This window comes from Amycolatopsis nalaikhensis, from assembly GCF_030264295.1.
GTDB lineage: Bacteria > Actinomycetota > Actinomycetes > Mycobacteriales > Pseudonocardiaceae > Amycolatopsis > Amycolatopsis nalaikhensis.
In genome coordinates, this window is sequence record NZ_CP127173.1 from 4,029,155 (window position 1) to 4,047,697 (window position 18,543).

The 18,543-nt window shown below is 67.1% G+C and carries 16 protein-coding genes and 2 pseudogenes; 7 read left to right on the forward strand and 11 right to left on the reverse strand.

The window, feature by feature from the left end:
• The first annotated feature begins 220 nt into the window (after nucleotides 1-220).
• Entirely contained in the window at nucleotides 221-1,096 is an 876-nt protein-coding gene (locus QP939_RS19975) for a pentapeptide repeat-containing protein (RefSeq protein WP_285458334.1), read from the forward strand.
• Nucleotides 1,097-1,986: 890 nt separating this feature from the next.
• Here the strand turns inward: QP939_RS19975 and QP939_RS19980 are convergent.
• Nucleotides 1,987-2,304 (reverse strand): trypco2 family protein, encoded by a 318-nt coding sequence (locus QP939_RS19980; RefSeq protein ID WP_285458335.1) that lies wholly within the window; start codon nucleotides 2,302-2,304, stop codon nucleotides 1,987-1,989.
• A 324-nt stretch (nucleotides 2,305-2,628) separates the two neighbouring features.
• On the opposite strand from QP939_RS19980, the gene QP939_RS19985 reads away from it, so the two are divergent.
• On the forward strand, nucleotides 2,629-4,026 hold the full coding sequence (locus QP939_RS19985; protein ID WP_285458336.1) for a hypothetical protein: 1,398 nt from the start codon (nucleotides 2,629-2,631) through the stop codon (nucleotides 4,024-4,026).
• Between the two features lie 395 nt (nucleotides 4,027-4,421).
• On the opposite strand, the gene QP939_RS19990 is transcribed toward QP939_RS19985, so the two are convergent.
• Nucleotides 4,422-5,648, reverse strand: a complete 1,227-nt coding sequence (locus QP939_RS19990) for a cytochrome P450 family protein (protein ID WP_285458337.1) — start codon at nucleotides 5,646-5,648, stop codon at nucleotides 4,422-4,424.
• Nucleotides 5,649-6,525: 877 nt separating this feature from the next.
• On the opposite strand from QP939_RS19990, the gene QP939_RS19995 reads away from it, so the two are divergent.
• A complete protein-coding gene (locus QP939_RS19995; RefSeq protein WP_285458338.1) occupies nucleotides 6,526-6,669 on the forward strand; it encodes a hypothetical protein in 144 nt (47 codons plus the stop codon).
• A gap of 198 nt (nucleotides 6,670-6,867) precedes the next feature.
• Here QP939_RS19995 and QP939_RS52390 read toward each other — a convergent pair.
• Nucleotides 6,868-8,425, reverse strand: a pseudogene (locus QP939_RS52390) (DNA polymerase Y family protein).
• Between the two features lie 203 nt (nucleotides 8,426-8,628).
• Nucleotides 8,629-8,886: a hypothetical protein gene (locus tag QP939_RS20005; protein ID WP_285458339.1), complete on the reverse strand. Its 258-nt coding sequence runs from the start codon at nucleotides 8,884-8,886 to the stop codon at nucleotides 8,629-8,631.
• A 781-nt stretch (nucleotides 8,887-9,667) separates the two neighbouring features.
• Between QP939_RS20005 and QP939_RS20010 the strand changes: the two genes are divergently transcribed.
• Nucleotides 9,668-10,930, forward strand: coding sequence for an AlbA family DNA-binding domain-containing protein (locus tag QP939_RS20010; protein WP_285458340.1), 1,263 nt, complete (start codon nucleotides 9,668-9,670; stop codon nucleotides 10,928-10,930).
• 692 nt (nucleotides 10,931-11,622) lie between these two features.
• Here QP939_RS20010 and QP939_RS20015 read toward each other — a convergent pair.
• From QP939_RS20015 to QP939_RS20030, 4 genes are all read right to left on the reverse strand, one after another.
• Nucleotides 11,623-12,087 (reverse strand): zinc finger domain-containing protein, encoded by a 465-nt coding sequence (locus QP939_RS20015; protein ID WP_285458341.1) that lies wholly within the window; start codon nucleotides 12,085-12,087, stop codon nucleotides 11,623-11,625.
• A 323-nt stretch (nucleotides 12,088-12,410) separates the two neighbouring features.
• Nucleotides 12,411-12,923: a hypothetical protein gene (locus tag QP939_RS20020; protein WP_285458342.1), complete on the reverse strand. Its 513-nt coding sequence runs from the start codon at nucleotides 12,921-12,923 to the stop codon at nucleotides 12,411-12,413.
• Nucleotides 12,924-12,932: 9 nt separating this feature from the next.
• Nucleotides 12,933-13,076 carry a hypothetical protein gene (locus QP939_RS20025; protein ID WP_285458343.1) on the reverse strand — a complete coding sequence of 48 codons (144 nt, stop codon included), beginning with the start codon at nucleotides 13,074-13,076 and terminating at the stop codon, nucleotides 12,933-12,935.
• A gap of 370 nt (nucleotides 13,077-13,446) precedes the next feature.
• Nucleotides 13,447-13,587 (reverse strand): hypothetical protein, encoded by a 141-nt coding sequence (locus QP939_RS20030; RefSeq protein ID WP_285458344.1) that lies wholly within the window; start codon nucleotides 13,585-13,587, stop codon nucleotides 13,447-13,449.
• 67 nt (nucleotides 13,588-13,654) lie between these two features.
• Here QP939_RS20030 and QP939_RS20035 point away from each other — a divergent pair, with 67 nt between their 5' ends.
• Entirely contained in the window at nucleotides 13,655-14,044 is a 390-nt protein-coding gene (locus QP939_RS20035) for a hypothetical protein (RefSeq protein WP_285458345.1), read from the forward strand.
• Nucleotides 14,004-14,963 (forward strand): hypothetical protein, encoded by a 960-nt coding sequence (locus QP939_RS20040; RefSeq protein WP_285458346.1) that lies wholly within the window; start codon nucleotides 14,004-14,006, stop codon nucleotides 14,961-14,963. Before QP939_RS20035 ends, QP939_RS20040 begins: the two co-directional genes overlap by 41 nt.
• On the opposite strand, the gene QP939_RS20045 is transcribed toward QP939_RS20040, so the two are convergent.
• The 3 genes from QP939_RS20045 to QP939_RS20055 form a co-directional block, all read right to left on the reverse strand.
• The gene (locus QP939_RS20045; RefSeq protein WP_285458347.1) at nucleotides 14,884-15,672 is read right to left on the reverse strand and encodes a hypothetical protein; all 789 of its coding nucleotides are present in this window, start codon (nucleotides 15,670-15,672) and stop codon (nucleotides 14,884-14,886) included. The two genes, QP939_RS20040 and QP939_RS20045, sit on opposite strands and share 80 nt — an antisense overlap.
• Nucleotides 15,673-15,833: 161 nt before the next feature.
• Nucleotides 15,834-16,025, reverse strand: a complete 192-nt coding sequence (locus tag QP939_RS20050) for a hypothetical protein (RefSeq protein ID WP_285458348.1) — start codon at nucleotides 16,023-16,025, stop codon at nucleotides 15,834-15,836.
• A 119-nt stretch (nucleotides 16,026-16,144) separates the two neighbouring features.
• Nucleotides 16,145-16,978, reverse strand: a complete 834-nt coding sequence (locus QP939_RS20055) for a sigma factor-like helix-turn-helix DNA-binding protein (protein ID WP_285458349.1) — start codon at nucleotides 16,976-16,978, stop codon at nucleotides 16,145-16,147.
• A gap of 230 nt (nucleotides 16,979-17,208) precedes the next feature.
• On the opposite strand from QP939_RS20055, the pseudogene QP939_RS20060 reads away from it, so the two are divergent.
• Nucleotides 17,209-18,484, forward strand: a pseudogene (locus QP939_RS20060) (IS701 family transposase).
• Nucleotides 18,485-18,543: the final 59 nt, after the last annotated feature.

Below are 18,543 nucleotides of genomic sequence, written 5' to 3' on the forward strand. Positions count from 1 at the left end.
GTGGTGGAGGAGCCAGACCTGACCGGGTTGTCAGCGGTCAGCGGATCTGGCCCGCGGTCACTTGACTTGGCCCGCAGTTGGCCCAAGGTCATTTAACTTGGCCCGACTCGGTCGTCGGTGATGTCTGTGACAAGGAGTCCTTCAACAGCGATCTCCTGGTGTGCGTAAACCTCGTTCTCGTGTCCGACCCTCCGGCAGTGTGTCCCAGCGTCGGCCGCGTGTGAAATTGCTGCGGCCTCCGGATCGGCGCCGCGCGCCCCGGCCCCGTCGTGAGGGCGGCAGGCTCGGCATCTTCACTCAGACCGCCACGGCGCTCGCGGCCCTTGGTGCCCTCGTCTTCACCGGGGTGTCGCTGATCGTGACCCGGAGCCAGAACGAGGCCCAGAACGACCTGGCCGCCCAGAGCCAGTACACCGACCGCTACACCAAAGCGGTCGATCAACTCGGCCAGCAGGGCGCCGACCGGCTGCAGATCCGCCTTGGCGGGATCTACGCGCTCGAACGCCTCTCCCGCGACTCTCCTCGCGACCAGCCCACCATTATCGAAGTCCTCTCCGCCTTCGTGCGCACCAACAACCCCCGCATGGCCCACGACACAGACTCTCCCGAACCGACTACTGCCGCCGAGCTTGCCCTCGCTGCTCCCCCACCGACTACTGATACCCAGGCTGCCCTCACCGTCCTAGGCCGACGCGACCCCAGCCATGACAGCATCACTCACATCGACCTGCACGACACCAACCTTAAGAGCGCAGACCTGAGCGGCGCGAACCTGAGCGACGCGGACCTGAGCGGCGCGAACCTGAGCAGTGCGAACCTGGACAGCGGGTACCTGAGACACGCCGACCTGCGCGACGCGGTCCTGTCACGCGCGCGCGTACGCGGCACGGACCTGCAAAACGCGTCCCTGCCCCTCGCGGACCTGCACCTTGCGGACCTGAGCGGCGCGAACCTGAGCTTCGCGGACCTGAGCTTCACGAGCCTGAGCGGCGCGAGCCTGAGCGGCGCGAACCTAAGCTTGGCGAACCTGGAAGGCGCGAACCTGGACTACGCGGACCTGAGCGGCGCGAACCTGAGCGGCGCGAAGCATTCTTGACCAGGTTCGAACCGACGGCGGGAGTTCGGTGACGGCGAGCAGAACCAGGTGCCCACTTCGGCGAGGGCGCGAACGCCGCGTAGCAGCGGTACTGACGAAGGTTGACTACGAGGAATCTGGGTCCGCGTGACCTTCTCTCATCCACGCCAAGCTCGAGGTCAGCTGCCACCTAAACCGGCTACCTCGAAAAGGGCCAGACAGAACGACCTCCGCCGCGCCAGAGCGGTCATCGAAGCTGGCATCGCCGCGGGTCGGCATGCGAGTGTGGGCCAACTTCAGCGCCGTCCGACACCCGGGGCAAAGGTGTACGAGGCTGCCGAGCGGCCGTCGATCGAGGTCCCGGACCCGCCGGGGCATCGAGCACGTTGATCTAGGTCCGGCGCCACGCGCTGTGGGCTGCTAGCGCAGTCGCTACGCACGGTCTGGCGCATCTGCCCGGTTGACGCTCGGTGCCGATGTGGCTGCGCCACAGCTGGCATCTGCAACGCACTCGGCAGGTCTTACCCAGCTATCCAACGAGCTCACCGCTTGAACGGCGCTTACGACGCGATGCACCTTCTGTGCGAATTGAAGGTCGGGCCGGCAGCGCACAAGCGATCCCCGCTCGGTGGGTGACCGACCGGCCCCACCCGACGGTAGCTGGCACAGGTTCCCAGGCCTCGTCGTCGACCGCAACCAACGCCGCGTCGTCCGTCTCGCCTGGGGTGCCGCACCAGAGGACCCTCCCGGTGAACGCGCCCAGCCGGCCTGGGTGGAACACCGACACCGACGCTGCGGCTTCAAGCACAACATGCGCCGAGGTCAGCAGCAGTCGCGGCGCCACCTCGTAGCCTGAGCCGGGGCCGCCCGAGCCGGTGACCGCAGTGACTCGTTCCCACACCATGCGGTCCTTAGCGTTCGACGTGGCTGGAAACGTCACCGGGGCCCGCTGGTCGGTCCTGGTCCCCGGCGACCAGCAGATCCCCGCCGCCCGCCTTCTTCGGGGTGAGGGTCAGCTTGACCTTGTGCGTGCGGCCCCGCGCGACGCCGCCCTCGACATCGGCCGAGACCAACCAGGCCTTGAACCCCGCCTTCACCTTGGCGTCCCGGCGCATTTCCACCGCAAACTCCAGCTCGATCGGCCCCACCACGAACTCGACATCGCTGCCGGCTCCCCGCGCCGCGGCCGCCATCAGCTCATCCCGCACCGAGGCCACCGCGTCCGCCAACTCAATCTCCATACCCAGTACGGTCGCAGCTCCCGCACGACTTGCTACACGCCCCGCCGGAGACTGACAAGGACACGGTTAGACGGACAGCGCGTGCACAGAGCAGCCGCGGGCGCCAGTCGACATCGACGTGATGAGTCGTCGGCGAACATCGCACGATCGAATATGTGCACTGCACCAGCTGAACAGGCTGTGGCAACACGTGCTAGTCGGCATCTTCCAGCGATAGTCGACACCGTCCGCTGCTCAGGCGCCAATCCGCATTCGTCGCGGTGCTCGTAGGGTGATGCTCCTGCTGGGTTGGAAGCGGTGGAAGGGGCGGACGTGGCGGTCGATCTGGAGACGCTGTTGGCGCAGGTCTGGAGTCCGGACGTGCGGCCGCTGGCTGAGGAGGCGTGGCGCTGCTACAACGCCGGCGCGATCCGCGCCAGCATCGCGGCAACCTGGTCGGCGGTGAGTGCGGACATCATCGTGAAGCTGATCCACCTCGCCGACGAAGGAGACCCGGGTGCCCAGGTGTTTCGCCAGCAGGTCGTCGACGCGCAGGATAAGGGCCTGAATTCCGGCGGGGTGAGCGCCATGCAGAAGATCGAGGGCTCGCTGGTCGATAAGGCCGTGGATTTTGAGCTGATCGACAGCATCGGCCAGCGCGAGCTGGACCGCATCCGCGAAGACCGCCACCTCTGCTCGCACCCGTCACTGCGCATGGAAGGCGAGGTCTACAGCCCGCGTCCGGAGGCAGCCCGGGCACACCTGGCGATCGCGCTGTCCACCCTGCTGGTTCACCCGCCTACGCAGGGCCGCAAGCTAGTAGATGAGTTCAAGAACTTCATCTGCGATCCGCTGTTCGCCTCGTCTCCGTCGCACATCCAAGCCGCGTTTCACGACCGAGCCCGGACCGCGACCTGCAGGAGCATCATCAAGCTCGCGGCGTTGGCCGCGATGCTCGAGGTCGACCCGGACGGCCGGATGCCGGCCGCGGCGCACGCCGACCGGATGGCGTTCGCGTTGCGCGCCTTCGCCGAGGTGAACCGGGACGCCGTCCGCGACGCCGTGGGCGCAACACGCGAGCGGTTCCAGGTCCTCGGTGGCGAGATCCAGCTGCGCACGCTGGTCCGCATGGGCGACGACGACTACTTCTGGGCCTCGGTCGACCAGACGATGGCGACGCGGTTCGAGGCGTTGCTGGACAGCTCGACAACCTCGGGACCAAACGGCACGTTGCCGCCGGCGGCCGTATCCGTGCTGGCGCTGGTCAGCAGCAATTATGCGCGTGAGCGGCTCCCCAACCTGACGGTTCGTTTCAAGCAGCTCAGTGACTTCCAGCGTAGGCAGGTCATCGCGCTCGGACCGGGCGAGTTCTTCGTGCCGACGGTGATCGAGATGCTGCGGACCGCGGGCAGCTTTCGCTCCGGTGAGGCTGTTGGTCGGCTGCTGGTACAGCACGCGGCGTTCCTCACGCTCAGCACGCTGGGCGAAGCGCTCGGGGCCTGGTTCGCGAACGGTCAGTGCCGGGACGCTGGGGACATGCCCGGTTTGGCCGTCCAGCTGGTGCATGCCACCGCGCACCTCGGCGCCGCTCGTGGACCGTTGTTTAGCGAGTTCGTCGCCAAGTGCGAGGCGGTGCCCGGCGAGATTGAGCAGTACAACTACCCTGAGCTGAAATCGGCCTTGTACACCCTTGAGCTTGTACCACCACCGGTGGACACGATGCCGAAATGACCGCTGCGTCGGACGCCGAACAGACGCCCGCCGCCTTCGACGGCGCCGCCACCCTTTCGCAAGGCTGATCATGGCTACTCCCGGCCAGCGTTACCTCCAGTCCCGCGCCACCGGACGTCGCTCCGCTACGGTGGAGGGTCGCGGCCGGTGTCGCTGTTCGATTTCGCGACCTTGCCGAGAACGGCAGCTGGTTCGACGCTCCCGACAATCCAGGCATGCTCGACCCGGGTGGCGATGCCTGAGCGGTCCTCGGGGCTCGGACCGGGGATGATCCGGCCAGTATGAGACCGCTGACGGCGGCGACCACGGGACGGAGTGGAAAGCGCCATTCGCGCCGGCAGGTGACGTCGTCTTCGACCGGAAACCGTTAGGCGCCCGAGTGCACTGTTCCGGTGTCAGCGAGGTGTAGGCCGGAGGTGGACGGGCAGGCTGGTGTGCCCGTTGGACAGGAACGTGGGCAGGGTGGTCAGGTCGTCTGGCGGCACGGCGAGGGACAGCTGCGGGAAGCGGTCGAACAGCGCCGGGAGCGCCACTTCGGCTTCGAGCCGGGCCAGCGGCGCGCCCGGGCAGCGGTGCACGCCGTAGCCGAAGGCGAGGTGCGGTGCGGCCGCGCGGGTGATGTCGAACTCGTCGGCGGCGTCGCCGTGCTGGACAGGGTCGCGCCCGGCGGCGCCGAAGCCGACCAGGATCGCGTCGCCGCGCCGGATCACCGTGCCCGCCACCTCGATGTCCTCGACCGCGTACCGCAGCGGCGTGTACGGGATCGGCGCTTGCCAGCGCAGCGTCTCCTCGACCACGGCGGTCCAGGACGCTTGCCCGGACCGGACCAGGGCGAGCTGATCAGGGTGGGTCAGCAGCGCGGTGACGGCGTGGTCGAGCAGGTTCACCGTGGTCTCGTGGCCGGCGGTCATCATCAGCATCAGCGTGTCAACCAGCTCGGTTTCGGTCAGCGCGCCGTCCCGGTCGTCGCGCGCAGCGATCAGGGCGCTGGTCAGGTCGTCGCCGGGCGCTGCGCGCTTCTGCGCGATCAGTTCGGTGAACAGGGCGTACGCCGATGCGACGTTGGCCTGTGCCTGGGTCTCGGTGATCGCGCTGTCGAAGAAGCCGTCGACCACTTCGCGGATCCCGGCCTGGTTGTCCCGCGGGACGCCGAAGAGCCGGCAGATGACCTCGATCGGCAGCGGGTAGGCGTAGCGCGCCCGCAGGTCGACGGGCGCGTCACCGGATTCCGCCTCGATGGCGTCGAGCAGGTGCCGGGTGGTTCCTTCGACTTCCGGGCGGAGCGCCTCGGTGCGGCGGACGGTGAAGGCGGCGGCCATCAGCGAACGCAGCCGCCGGTGGTCGGCGCCGTAGGCGGTGAACATGTTCCGGATGGACACCCAGATTCGCAGCGGCCAGTCGTCGGCGATTTCCCCGTTGGTGAACGCGGGCCAGTGCTGCACCGCGTCCTTGGACACCCGGGGGTCGGCCAGCAGCCGACGCAGGACATCGTTCCCGGTAGCGGCCCAGGCCGGAACGCCGCCGGGCAGTTCGATCCGGGTGACCGGCCCCCGTTCCCGCAGGCGGGCGCCTTCGGCGTGCACGTCGGAGGCGGTGACGTCGAGCGTGATCGGCTGCTCCATTCTCATTCCCCCTATGTCGGCTTTCGCGCGGACCCCGGCCGAACCCGAATACGGAATACCGGCTGCGGGTCAGTGCGCGTCCAGGATGCAGATCACGTTCACCGCCTTGCGAACCGGTGTTTGCGGCGCTGTCGCGACCGCGGCTGTGCCGCGGCCGACGCTCGGGCCGCCGTGGAACGGCGCGGCGGCGAAAGAACCGCTGCTATTCCATGTCTCGACTCAAAACGCGACCCGAGCCGTAGAGGCACCGAACAGAAGAGCAGGTTGAACCCTGCAATGCAGGAGAAGTATGGCACGATTGTGGCCGCAGCTGAGTGGACCGTCGCCGCCCGAGTCGGCGCGGCGACTACGTTCACCCTAGTGACCACGCCTGCGGCGGTGATCCAGCACGTAGCCTGCCGGTTTCCCGTTAGAGTGTCCCCTCCCTCCAAGGATTGCGTGGCCGGCAGCGTTAATAATTGTGCCACTGCGACGACATGGCTCGCGTGCCCTCAACGAGTGAAATTGCGCGCGACAAGTACTTACCCGCCATCCTGGTGAAGTCGCCCGCGTGGGGGATATTGGAGCCCGGATCAGGTGAACAATGGGTGACTAATGCGGTTTCTCGACGGTGTCGGCACACGTTCTCGTGCGCACGAGGGCCGATCGGAGCAGAGCCGCAGGTCGAGACGGCCTCGGTGTGGCCTAAAAGCGCTGGTGCTTGTCGGGTAAGAACCGAAACGAGGGCGTGTCGCACCGCCTGTCACTCGGCCGGGACAGGTCTACTTGAATCGGCCAACCCGTGGTGCTTCGTGCTTTAGCCGCGAAGCACTCCGAACCTGGCTAACTCCACGTCGAGCATCAGTTCGGCGGTGTTCGGAAGGGAGGTGAACTGACCTTGGGTTTCGACCGGGACCAGCAAGATGATGCACACAAGAACCGGATCACCGTCACGGTCTCGGGGACGATGACCGTGACGGCAACCCGGCTGACCCTGCTGGTGCTGGTACTGACAGGCCTGAGAAACCTGTACCCGCACTGATCGGTCAACCCGTATGCATCGCTCGGCGGGGTTCGTTCATGGTGGCGAGCCCCGCCGGGTTCCGCTTTGGGGGCTTTGCTGTTTTAACGTTTTACCGTTTACATGTCAAAAGCACTGTAGCTCGGTTCTCGATCAACGTTCTGCAAGCCAGGCGCTTCGGCGAGGCGCGTCGTCTGGGCGGTACGTCAATCAGGTTCGCTAGTCGTAGATTCCCTCGACGTACCAGTCTGGCCGAGTTCCCACCGTGCCATTGAGCAACAGAGCGACATCGCCTTCACCGGCACTGCCGGGTTCGAGGCTGACCTGGAGCCGGCTGTGGCGCTGCGGATCGGTGGCCGATGCGCGGTAGACCCAGGGGCCGGCCCAGCCGATGACCCGACGGCCGGGTTTGTCGCCTACAACGACCACAGCGGGTGGGTAGGTCAGTTCGCCGCGATCGTCGCAGCAGACGACGTCTCCGACGGCGTCGCGGACCTGTACAGGCCGCCGCTGAGGCGGCACCAGCGCGGGTGAGGGGGCCGGCAGCCGACCCGGCCAGGGCTGGTCCTCCTGCGTCGCCTCGTGAGGCTCGCCCCACGGAACGAGCCGGACACGTTCACCCGGGCCGCGGCCGCCGTCGAGAACCGGCATGAGAACGGCGTCGGGCCCGAGCTGACCCTGGATCCGGACGAAAGCGCGGGCAGCGCGTTCCGTGGCGTCGACGTCCTGGCCGATCGAGTCGAGCTGCAGTTGCAGCGATTGCCCCCCGATGACCTCCTCGGGTTCGAGCCGTAGCTGCACGATCCCGGCCGTGGGCCGGTCGTCGGGGCGGGTCAGCCAGCCTTCACACTGCCACCGCACCCGGTCCGCAGTTGCACGCGCGGTGAGCGGTTCGGCGCAGCGCCACACACGCGTTCGTTCCTCGCCGGCTTCGGTGAGGGCGTGAATGGCGAGGCGGGTGCAGGCCAGGCCGTGGCGTGCGAGCCCGGTGAAGAACCGCTCGCCGAGCGTCTTGGCGATGAACGCCGCTTCATCGACGCGGGCGACGGGGAGCTCGAATCGTTCAGTGACCGCCAGCTCGGGCGGCAGCGCCCGGCGCAGCGGCGGCCCGCTGCGACAGGCCGCGGGCCAAGCGGTGCGCGGTGATCGTGTCCTTCGAGAAGCGACCGGCGACGTCGCGTTCGGTGAGTGCGGCGAAGTCACCGAGGGTTCGCAGGCCGAGGCGGGTGAGGAGCCCGACCAGCTCGCCGCGGTCGTCGCCGGGCTGGTCGAGCTCCGAGACGGGCAGCGGCGCCAGGAAGGCAGCCGATCCGCCGGCGGGGACGACGGTGCCGCGTCGGGCGGCGAGGGTGGCGGCGAACAGGCCGTCGGCGATCCCGATCTGGCACTCGACGCCGGCCTTGGCGGAGACCTCGTCCATCAGGAGTTCGGCGAGGGGTTCTTCACCGCCGAAGTAGCTCGAGGCGCCGGCGGTGGGTACGGCGACGATGCCGGGACGGACCACCTCGACTCCGACGGCGTGGGCTTCGACCGCTGCGGCGACCGGTTCGAATAGCCGGGCGTCGCGGTCGGGGTCGTGCTGGTGCACGACCAAGCTGGGACAGCGGGACTGCGCGTCCCGGCGGCGCATGCCGCGCCCGACACCGTCGCGGCGCGCGGCGGCGGAGCAGGCCACGACCCGGTTCGCGAAGAAGACCGCAGCCGGGACCAGCGGCGGCGTTCCGGCCGCTGCACCCGCAGCGACGACTGGCCAGTCCGGGCACCACAGCACCAACAGTCGCGGCGCGTCGCCGCTCACGACCGGACTCCGGGCCGGCACCCGCGGGCGGGGGCCTTGCGCTCGTCAAGGAGGGAGCGCGACGCGTGCCACAGCACCATGATCACCTCCAGCACCAGGTGCGCGTACCGGAGACACCTAGCGGCGAGGCGTAGGCGAACCCGAACTATCGAACGTTTGTTCGTATCCTGCGAGACCGGATGTCAACTGTCAAGCGGAGGCGTCACGGGACTGGATGCGATGTCGTCAACGTGGCTCCACTGCAGTGCCGCGTGCCAGGTCGCGACGAGGGCCTCGTCGTCGGCGTAGCTCGGGTTCGCGCCGAGCGGGACCCACGATTGCCCGATCAGCTTGCCGTTCTCGACGCGCAGCACCGTGACCCCGGCGTATCGCAGCACCTCGTCCCCGATGCGGATGGTGCGGCTACTGGCGTGTAGTCGCACGTGCCGGTCGAGTTTCATCCTCACGCTCCCCAATACTCCACAGAGCCGTCGTTTACCGGCGATGTTCTGTAACACGACAGCATGGCTGGGCTGCGACGACAAGATGTGGACGGACTTGTGTCGGCTTGTCGCCCCGGGCTCTTACGTGCCGTCGCGTGACGGTAATAACTCCGCTGAGGGCGCGAAGGGGTTAGGGCTCGGCGGCACATCGGGGGGCGTTGTGCCGCCGAGCCAGACTGCCGGTGATCGGGACGGTCGGGGGGCGTGCCGGACCGATCACCTCAGCACCAGACAAGAGGCCGCGCAGCGCCGGCAATGACGTCCGGCGCCGGAGATCACCGAGGCGGGTGACGCGGCGGTGCCCGGAGCCCGGCAAGGCATCGGCCCCCCGAACCTGCCGGACAACCGAGCACCGACCGGGACCTTGTACCGCCATCGCTCTACGCGGACGAGTCGCCGGGCGCAGCTTTCGCTCGAACGCGGCTTTGATCCACCCGACCGGGACCATCGGAACGGCCAGGTTGGCGACCAGGAGGTTACGGTCGGCTGCCATGAGTCACGAGTTGATCCGGCGTGGCACCCGCAACGCCTTCCGCAGCGTCGCTACGGACATCCCGCAGGCCAAGGTCGCCGAGTTGTGGGAGAACGAAGGGTTCGCGCTGGCTGGAGTGGCGGAGCACCGTCTCGGGCGCTTGCCACGGCCTAAATGCGAATAGGCCCGGCGCGAGACCCGCCCGTCAGAAGGACTCGCCTTCGTCCATGCCGTACTCAAACCAGGCTTCGTCTCTACGCTTGCCGCATGACCTTCACAGCTCTTCACCGCGCGGTTGGGGCGGATCCTGGGCCGCTGACCGACGATCTCCTCAACCAAGCCGTGACCGCAGGGATCACGGAGTCAGGCGACTTGGACTGGAAGTCCGAACTGCCGCCGGCGAAAGGCATGGCGCAAACCGACTTCCCCAAAGACGTTGCGGCGATGGCTAATAGCGGTGGTGGCGTGATCGTGTTCGGCGTACGTGAGTCGCAAAAGTCAGCGGTCAGCCGGGTCGATGTGGGTGACTTTGATGAGGCCTACGAGCGTTCGTTGCGTAGTGTGGCGATCACTGCGATCTCTCCACCGGTCTTCGGCTTGAACGTGTACTGCCTTGGCGCTGTGGGCGCACGGGCCGTGGTGGTCGAGGTTCCTGCGAGCGTCGACGGGCCGCATTTGATCTACAGGAATGAATACTTCGGTGCGCCGGTTCGAAACGACGCCGACACCGTGTGGATGAAAGAGCGTCAAATCGAGGCTGCGTACCGGGCTCGGTTTGACGAGCGCAGGCATGCGACGGAGGCGCTTGACACCCTGTTCGCAGATGCAGCTGCTGGCCGTGACAGCGAGGCACGAGCATGGTTTATCGGTGTCGCACACCCGCGTACGCCAAACCTCCGCACGCGTCTCACGCGCGACCAAGCCCGGAAGGCGCTAACGGACACTAGAGGCCTGGCATTGGTGTATTCGGCGAGTACTGGGGTTCATCCGTTGGAGAGTGTGGATTATCTCAATCCTCGTCCCGGTTTGCGTAGGTGGGTCGCGGTGAACACTGCGACCGAAGACCGCATGAGCTGGCGAGAATCGTGGATTAGCATCCATCATGATGGGTCGGCGACTGTCGCTGCCGCGGTCGGAGGGCACCCAGCGGGCCGCGCCGAAATGCTCGACGGCCGTCAGATCAAATCCGCTGCTATCGAGTGTGCGATCGCAGATCTGATGGCTCTCATACGCACGACCGCCGAAGTGACGGGTAATGACGAGTACGACATTCGGGTTGGGATCGAATGTGGAGGCGGCACGCCGCTGAAGATCCTTACGACGGACACCATGGGATTCGACTACGACGGTGTAGCGATTCCGCTTTACCGGTACACGCCTGTCGAGATGACGGTGAACGCTCGGGAGTCGCCTGAGGACTTCTTCTGGCGCGTGCATGACCTCGCTGAAGACTGCTTGAATCAGGGTGGTGTCTCGAATGTACAGATGATTCATCCGCCGGTGCGCGACGACAAGTCCAGCGACGGATAGAGGGCTGGGGCGCCCGCAACCGAGGGAGGCGAGGCGCGCCGATTGCGAAACAATCGAATGAGTGAATCAAATCGGGTTGCGATGAGGTGTGAGGTGCGAACGACCAGAAGCCGTCGTGACTTCCCGCACTTCACAGAAACAGTTGGACTGCGCCGCTCGCCTGCTCCGTCTATCGCTGACTCATTCCACTGAAAACGCTGGGCGCCACCTCGGGGTGAAAGGTGCTATAGAGCATCTCGGGACCGGTGCCGAATTCGACGCAGACCGGTCAGTCGGCCTTGAATACAGCTCGGCCTTGAATACATCACAGCCTTCAGAGCAGCCTGCTGCTGGGGCGTGAAGTGCCCGTCGACGTCGACGACGCCGGGCGCGGACACCGCCGCGGCGGACGGCGCCACCGGGGCCGCAAAGGCTACGAGGCGGCGTGCCGAATGCGATCGTGGCGCCGGCCGCCGCGCCACCCGCTCGAACCAGCATGCCGCGCAGTGTCCAGTCGCTACGACGAATCTCGGTCCTCATGTTCACGGCTCCTTCCGGCTCCAGCCCCGCACCCCGCGGGGCGACACCAGAGAACTCTCCAGCTGATCGAGCCGGTCACCGTAAATTGCTCACCGCGCTGAGCGGGCGCGAGCAGACCTCTCCTAACTGTTCGGCCTGGGCATCGCCAGGGTCCGGTCGGCGCCTCTCGGCGGTCAGTAGAAGTTGCGCGGCGTCGTGTCTCTGCGTTGGCCGCGTGGGAGGGCGTCCTGACCGAGTCGGTCGGTGCGGCCGAGCTCGGCGTTGGGACGTTGGTTGCGTGGTACGAACGCCGCGCGGTCCGGGTCGATTTTGCTGATGTCGACGGGCTCGACCGTCTTGGGCGGGCGCCGAGGGGGTGGTTTCGCGGACATCGGCTTCTTGGACGTGGCTGTGGTGCTGCTGGCCCGGCTCGTGTGCATCGTCGGCTGGACCTTCCCCAGCTTGAGTACGGACGCGCCGGGCGCCGAGGTGATCGTGCGGCAGGGCTGTCCCGGCACCGAGAAGCAGTCGGGACAGGCGAGGTCGTTCCGTTGGGCCGCCGGTGACCGGCGCCGGTTACCGGGTCCGCCCATCGGTGTGCCGACGAGCCCCTTGAAGCGGCGCCGTCCTCTGCTCCTGACCATGGTGGCGTTGTACACCTTCGGCGCTGGGAGGCACTGCTCCCGGCTCGGCGCGTCGGTGGGATGCCACGAGCCGCGGGAACCGTTGCAGGCACCCGCGCGCCCCGCAGACGCCCCAGGCAGCAGCCCGTTGCATCGCAGGACCCCGGAGGGTCCCCGGTGTGAGAACCGGGGACCTTCCGTGCGTCGTCGAGCGGGACGGGCTACGCGGCCAGGTCCCATTCGCGTGCTGAGTGGCGACTTCCCCGGCGGCGTGCAGATGCTCTCGGACTCATCTACTGTCAGGCTTGCGTATTCAAATGGCACCTATTCGGCAGCGGCCAGTGTCGGCCGGCTCGATTCTAGCTGGTGGCGTCCGTGAACCACGTGGTCGGTCGGAGGGCCTCGATCTCCTTGCGTGCCTGCTCATCGAGGTCCTCGACGTCGGGCATGCCTTGGGCGCGGCCGTGGTCGTCGAGCTGGGCCAGCAGAGCGTCCAGGCGGTCGGCGATCCTGGCGAGCATGGCGACGGCGTTCTCGCGGTGCGCTTCCGACGGCGCGACCAGAAAGTACTCACGCAGAAAGTGGTGCGCTAGGTAGTTGCGCGCGTCCACAGCGTGGTCGCCCTCCACGACCACGCCATCCGGCCAATGAGTCTGAGTGCGCAGGCCGCGCCACAGCTTTCCGAAGGTCGTGCCGTCCCATCGCTCGACGCGAGCCATGCCTTGTTCGAGAGTGGTGCCGTCCTTGATGCTGCGGGCGAGGAATCCCCACAGAACCAGTTCGAGGACCTGAAACTTGTGCATGATCTCGCCATACGCGGCGTAGACAATGAACTGGCTGATTCGCTCGGGCTCGGGCTCGTCGTTATTCACCGAGCAAGGCTACTGCCGTCGCGCACCCGGCCCGGCGATGTTCTGGTCGGCGAAGTGGAAAGGGACGCTGCCGACGATGCGGGTGCGTCCGCTCATGCCCCGGCCTGGAGTGGACTGGGTCGTAGCGTCGGAAGAGTCTGCGAGGTCGCTCACCGGCCCATTGTGCCAGCTCACAGCGCCTCCGCCTGAGAGCCGAGGCCGCTGCCGCTCGTCATGCGTGGGTGGTGCCGTAGCGGTTCCAGGTACCGCCGGCGTTGCGGATTTGCCAGTTCGTGGTGGTGCGATAGAAGCCGAGCGCGCGGCCGCCATGACCGGCGCGGGGATCTCCAGGACGAGGTCACGCGCAGCGCCGGCGCGGGCGAGGCGCAGCGGAATCCCGAGGGCTCGGAGGTGGTCGCGCATGCTGTGGTACCTACCTGCTCGACGTGCGGAGGCGGCGCTGTCCCCGCGCGCCTGTGTGGCTCTGGTCGCCCGGATCGCCGAGCTCACCGCGGCGGGCTGCCAGTTCGTGGTGGCCACGCACTCACCGATCCCGCTCGCCGTGCCCGGCGCGCGGATCCTGCAGATCGACGGCGACGGCGACATCGAACAGGTTGGTCACGACGAGGCCGAGCCGGTCACCCTGACCCGCGAGTTCCTGGCCAGCCCGGAGCGGTTCCTGCATCCTGCTCGCCGAGGACTGACCACGCCCGGTCGGCGCCCGTCTCAGCCGCACGGGGCATCATTGTTGGATGACCGCGCAGTTGTTCGGCCCCGGGGAGCTCGCCTCCCTGCTGTGGGAACGACGTTGTGCTGTGCACCAGCGGCTACAGTGCTGGGATCACGACGACCTGCTGCTCCAGTCCGAGGCCGACATCATCGAGATGCTCAAGGCCGACGCGCTGATCGAGTGCCCCGTCCTTGACCGAGGGGCGGCCTACATGGACGACCACCCCGCTGAGCTGGTCCGACCGTTCACGGAGTTCGGCGAGACCGTGGATCGCCGGGTCACGCGCTTCACACTGGCCGTCCCGTTCGTAGGCGACGAGCAGGTGTTCGAGCTCTGCCCCAACGGCAAAACATCCGCGCCACCCCGCGGCCTTGTTCGCCCAGGTGAGCTTCCGTGTGTTCTACACGACTGACGGCATCACCACGCCGGCCGCCGAGCAGATCAAGGCGGGGCTACGCGCCGAGCTGGGCAAGGTCGAGCAGTACTTGGAGTTCGCCAGGGGCGACATCCGCGCCCACCAGGAGGAGATCGAAGCCACCGTTCCCGGGCTGGTCGCCGATCGCCGGGCCCAACTGCTGTCCGACCGACAGCTCAATGCCAGCATCGGCTTCCCGGTCAAGCATCGCGGTGACGCCGACACCTACAAGATCCCGATCCGCCGCACCAGGCTGGCCGTCCACGCCGCGCCGAAGACTCCTGAGCGGCGGTTCACGCCGGAACCGGCGCTGGCCGACGACGACTACGAGGCGGCCCTGGCCGTTCTGTGCAACGCGCGCAACGCTTTCGAGCGCACCCCGTCGATGACCGCCACGCTGTACGAGGAGCAGATCCGCGACCTGCTGCTGCTCTTGCTCAACGCGCAGTTCGAGGGCGCGGCTGCCGGCGAGGTGTTCAACCGCGCGGGCAAGACCGACATCCTCATCCGCGTCGACGACCGCAACGTGTTCATCGGCGAGTGCAAGTTCTACGACGGCCCCGAGGTCGTCGCCAGCGCGCTCGACCAACTGCTCGGCTACCTCGCCTGGCGCGACACCAAGGCAGCACTGCTGTTGTTCATCCGCGACTCCGACGTCACCACCGTCACGGCCAAGGCTGTGCAGAAGATCAAGGAGCACCCGAACCACAAGCGCGCTGGCGCGATCCAGACCGAGGATCGCATCGACTTCGTCCTGCACGCCAACGGCGATGGGGCGCGGGAGATCCGACTCGCCTTGCTGCCGGTGCTCGTCGGCGGCACGAAGCGCCGCACATCTAGTCGGCTGCGTCGCGCTCTCGAAGTCCCCGGAACCGTTCTCGGATCAGGTGCGCAACCTCCGGCGGCATCGCGGTAGTCGGCCAATCCTTTTCGTCGACCACGGGCAGGCTCCAGTAGCGGTACCGGAGACGGTCGGGAGGCCAACTCAGCGCATCGTCACCTGCCACCAGCGAAGCCATGTCGTCGAGCACCGATTCGCCTGCGGACTCAAGGGACGAAACAAGGGCGTGATGCACGCGAGCCAGCCACGCCCGGATGCGCGACAGGGGGACCTTGCCACCAATCCAAATCTCTTTGTTGGTGAAGGAAATGCCGTCCACTAGCACGTCAGGATGCTTTTCCGTAAGCGTGGTGATGGACCGTCCACCGTCTTCGTCCCAGTGCTCGGCGACGTTGCGCAGTAGCTCCAGCACGTCATCGTCGGTCATAGAGGTCTTCAGCTGCTCCGGGAGCCGGACCTGGGCGCGCAGGACGTTCCGAACCGCGACGATCAGCAAATCGAGCTCCGTCATCGCCTGCATCAACAGCGCCGGAGTGGGGACTTTCACCGGCCGCCGTGGGTCGAAAGGTTCGTAGTCCTTGTCGTACTGCGCCATCAACGACGCTCTGTTCTCACTGCTGTCATCGAGAAGTGCACGCATCCGCGCGTCTTCCAGAGCTGCTTGCAGCTCGACAAAGACCGTTTCGAAACGCTCTGCCTGCATCTGGGCTCCCTCGACCCAGCGCAGCCCTCCCCTCCACACGACGTTGTCCGGTGCGGGCGTCGCCTTCGGCTTCTTGCACATGCTCTCATCGTGTCATCGCATGCCGTGCCAGGTCCGCTCTGCCGATCTCCTCGCCCCGCCGGCGCGAGCGGTCGTGGCCCGGCCCGTCCTGAATGCGGGATGCGGCACGAGGCCGGGGCCAGAGGAGGAGCCCCGCCGGGCTCCTCTTCTGACCCTCGCGGTCACTTGATCAACCAGTGAAAGAACCTGATGGCTCCGGCCATCGTGACGATGCCGACGACGACGCCCTCATACGGCGAGTGCCTGGCCAGCCCGGTCAGGATGCCGATGGCGGCACCGGAGAGGACCGCGCACAGCAGGATCAGCGCGGTCCGGATGGTCAGGAGCGAGCTGTGCTCGTCATGGCTGGACATGGGGGAGGGAACTCCTTCTGAGACCGGTGGCCGGTCGAGACGGGTGGCGTCAGCCTGCACGGGCTGGGCCGGAAGGAGGGTGGACGGCGAAGTGGCCGGCTCCTTCGGGGGCGTCGCGGTCATGCCAGGTCCTCGATGTCGAAAGCCGACCAGTCCGGCTCCCAGTCCGGCTCGGTGTCGAACGGGTCGGGGTAGGGCGACTGCAGGGCGTGACCCCTGGGCGGGAAGATGTTGCCTTGGGCGATCTGCGGGAGGAGCTTCTTCTTCCGGAACTCGAACAGTCGGCTGCGCACGGTGCTGGGATTGAGTTCGAGCTTCTCCGCGGCTTCGGCGATCGTGTAGCCCTCCCACAGCAGTGCCAAGATCGGCCGCACCCGGGTGTGGTCCGCCTTGAGCACGATCATGCGGACGAGCTCCTGGTTGGGGACCTGCAAGTCCACCGCCTTGACGGTCTTCACGGAGGAGTCGTCGACCGTCCCCGTCAGTTCGGTGCGTTCCTTCAGCCACCGCTTGAGGACTTCCGGGTAGGCGAGCCAGCACGCGTTGACGAAGAAGGTTGTCAGCTTCGACTTGGTGCTGTCCCACTCGCGTCGCTCGATCACCTTGCCGAAGAACCGCGGGAGCGCCGTCAGGATCATGTCGGCAGCCAGGTCGTCCCGGTGGTACTCGGTCTCCATGATCGCCTCGCGTGCCTCGTCCGACACATAGGGCATTCCGCGCACGACGCGCAGTGCTGCGGTGAAGCCTGCGTCGACCCCCAGCTGAGCCTTGAGCACCGGGTAGCTGTAGGTCCACAGCTCCTCGAACAGCCGCTGCGCCTGGGGCGTGTACATCCGGTCGCCGGCCGGGGTCTTCCTCTTCTTGCTGTACACCCCGGCGGCCTGGGCGGCCTCGAGCAAGTCGCCGAGCCCGGCGCTGCGCTGTTCGGTGTACCTTTGCCTGATGCGGGCCATATCTCTCCCTCGCGCCCGACCGATGCGCGGCCGACCCGTCCTGGTTGTAACGCCTACGAGTCGTTGTAGGTGTTAGTACTCCAGCTGTAGTTCGTGATCTTGCTGGAGGGGGCCGGTGAGATGGGTGCGGCCACCACGTGATCATGGTGTTTGTGAAGACAACTCAAGATCATGTGGTGGCCGCGGCTGCCAGCGTAGACCCTGCGGGGTGGCAGTCGCTGCTGGGTGAGATGTTCGTGCGGGTGGGGCACCGGTTCGCGCGGGTGGAGTCGCGTCGCCGCGCGGGGCGGTTCGTGCAGGGGCTGCTGGCCGGGCTGGTTCGGGTGAACTGCTGGACCATCGCCGAGGCTGTCGGGGACACGACCCCGCATGGGATGCAGAACCTGCTCTCGCGCGCGAGCTGGGACGTGGACGGGGTTCGTGACGACCTGCGCGAGGTCGTGGTCGAGCAGCTGGGTGATCAGGATGCGATGCTGGTCATCGACGAGACCGGCGACCTGAAGAAGGGCACCGAGTCGGTCGGAGTCCAGCGGCAGTACACGGGCACGGCGGGCCGGATCGAGAACTCGCAGATGTCGGTGTTCCTGACGTATTCCACCCCGGCCGGGCATACGTTCATCGACCGTGCAGCTCTACCTGCCTGAAAGCTGGGCCGAGGACCCCCGGCGCCGGGACCGGGCCGGAGTGCCCGCCGGGACCCGGTTCACCACGAAATCCCGGCTCGCGTTGGCCATGATCACCCGGGCGCTGGACGCGGGCGTGCGGGTGGGGTGGGTGACCGGGGACGAGGCTTACGGCAAAGACGCTGCCGGCCTGCGTGATCCGCTCGAACAACGCGGACAGGCCTATGTGCTGGCCGTGGCCTGCGACCATCGCATTCCCGGGCCCGGCAGGCAGAGCGTGCGAGCTGATGAGCGGGCGGCCGCGCTGCCGAAACGGGCCTGGCAGAAGCTCTCCGCCGGAGCGGGCGCGAAAGGCCGGCGCTACTACCTGTGGGCCCGCATCCGGCTGCACCCCGCGGGCACCACCGGTTATCACTGGATCCTGATGCGCCGCAACCGGCGCACCGGGGAGACTGCGTTCTACCGCTGTTACAGCCCCCGCCGCGTCTCGCTGGCCAAGCTCGCCCGCGTTGCCGGGCGTCGCTGGACGATCGAGGAAACCTTCCAGACCGGCAAAGAACTCACCGGCCTGGACGAGCACCAGGTCCGCACCTGGACCTCCTGGTATCGCTGGACCACGCTGGTCATGCTGGCCCACGCCTTCCTCGCCATCGCCGCCGCCCATGCCCGCCACACAAAACCGCATGAGGGCCTGATCCCGTTGACACGCAACGAGATCAGGCACCTCTACGCCCAGCTCATCCTCAAGCCAGCCCGCCGCGTCGCCGACATCCTGGCCTGGTCCACCTGGCGCCGACGACACCAACATCACGCCCGGCAAAGCCACTACCAGCGACGACACGAAAACCCAGCACCCGATCACGAACTACAGCTGGAGTATTAGAACGGCAAAGCGTCCGAAATTTCTTTCCGGAAGGCACAGCACCTGGCTTCACCAGCACG

Coding starts and splice junctions, on each gene's coding strand:
- QP939_RS20045 (WP_285458347.1), bottom strand. CDS start 15,672: ATGTGCAAGAAGCCGAAGGCGACGCCCGCACCGGACAACGTCGTGTGG.
- QP939_RS20055 (WP_285458349.1), bottom strand. CDS start 16,978: ATGGCCCGCATCAGGCAAAGGTACACCGAACAGCGCAGCGCCGGGCTC.
- QP939_RS19990 (WP_285458337.1), bottom strand. CDS start 5,648: ATGGAGCAGCCGATCACGCTCGACGTCACCGCCTCCGACGTGCACGCC.
- QP939_RS20030 (WP_285458344.1), bottom strand. CDS start 13,587: ATGCAGGAACCGCTCCGGGCTGGCCAGGAACTCGCGGGTCAGGGTGAC.
- QP939_RS20010 (WP_285458340.1), top strand. CDS start 9,668: ATGACCTTCACAGCTCTTCACCGCGCGGTTGGGGCGGATCCTGGGCCG.
- QP939_RS20005 (WP_285458339.1), bottom strand. CDS start 8,886: ATGAAACTCGACCGGCACGTGCGACTACACGCCAGTAGCCGCACCATC.
- QP939_RS20035 (WP_285458345.1), top strand. CDS start 13,655: ATGACCGCGCAGTTGTTCGGCCCCGGGGAGCTCGCCTCCCTGCTGTGG.
- QP939_RS20050 (WP_285458348.1), bottom strand. CDS start 16,025: ATGTCCAGCCATGACGAGCACAGCTCGCTCCTGACCATCCGGACCGCG.